This is a genomic window from Streptomyces sp. SP18CS02, assembly GCF_036322365.1.
In the GTDB taxonomy this organism is placed as follows: Bacteria; Actinomycetota; Actinomycetes; order Streptomycetales; family Streptomycetaceae; genus Streptomyces.
On record NZ_JAQYXC010000089.1, the window covers coordinates 1 to 271 of the forward strand.

At 61.3% G+C, this 271-nt stretch carries 1 protein-coding gene; it reads left to right on the forward strand.

Going from position 1 to position 271, the window contains the following annotated elements:
• Positions 1 to 271: transglycosylase SLT domain-containing protein (locus PUR26_RS00550; RefSeq protein WP_329868129.1), on the forward strand; the 271-nt coding region annotated here is incomplete at both ends.

Below are 271 nucleotides of genomic sequence, written 5' to 3' on the forward strand. Positions count from 1 at the left end.
CATCATGAAGAAGAACAACATCCCGGGCACCTACGAGGGCATCCACCGCAACATCATGCGGGAGTCCAGCGGTAACCCGAACGCGATCAACAACTGGGACATCAACGCCATCAACGGCGTCCCGTCGATCGGTCTGCTGCAGGTCATCAAGCCGACCTTCGACGCCTACCACGTCCCGGGCACGAAGAAGAGCCAGTACGACCCGGTCGCCAACATCGTCGCCGCCTGCAACTACGCGGCCGACCGCTACGGCTCCATGGACAACGTCAAC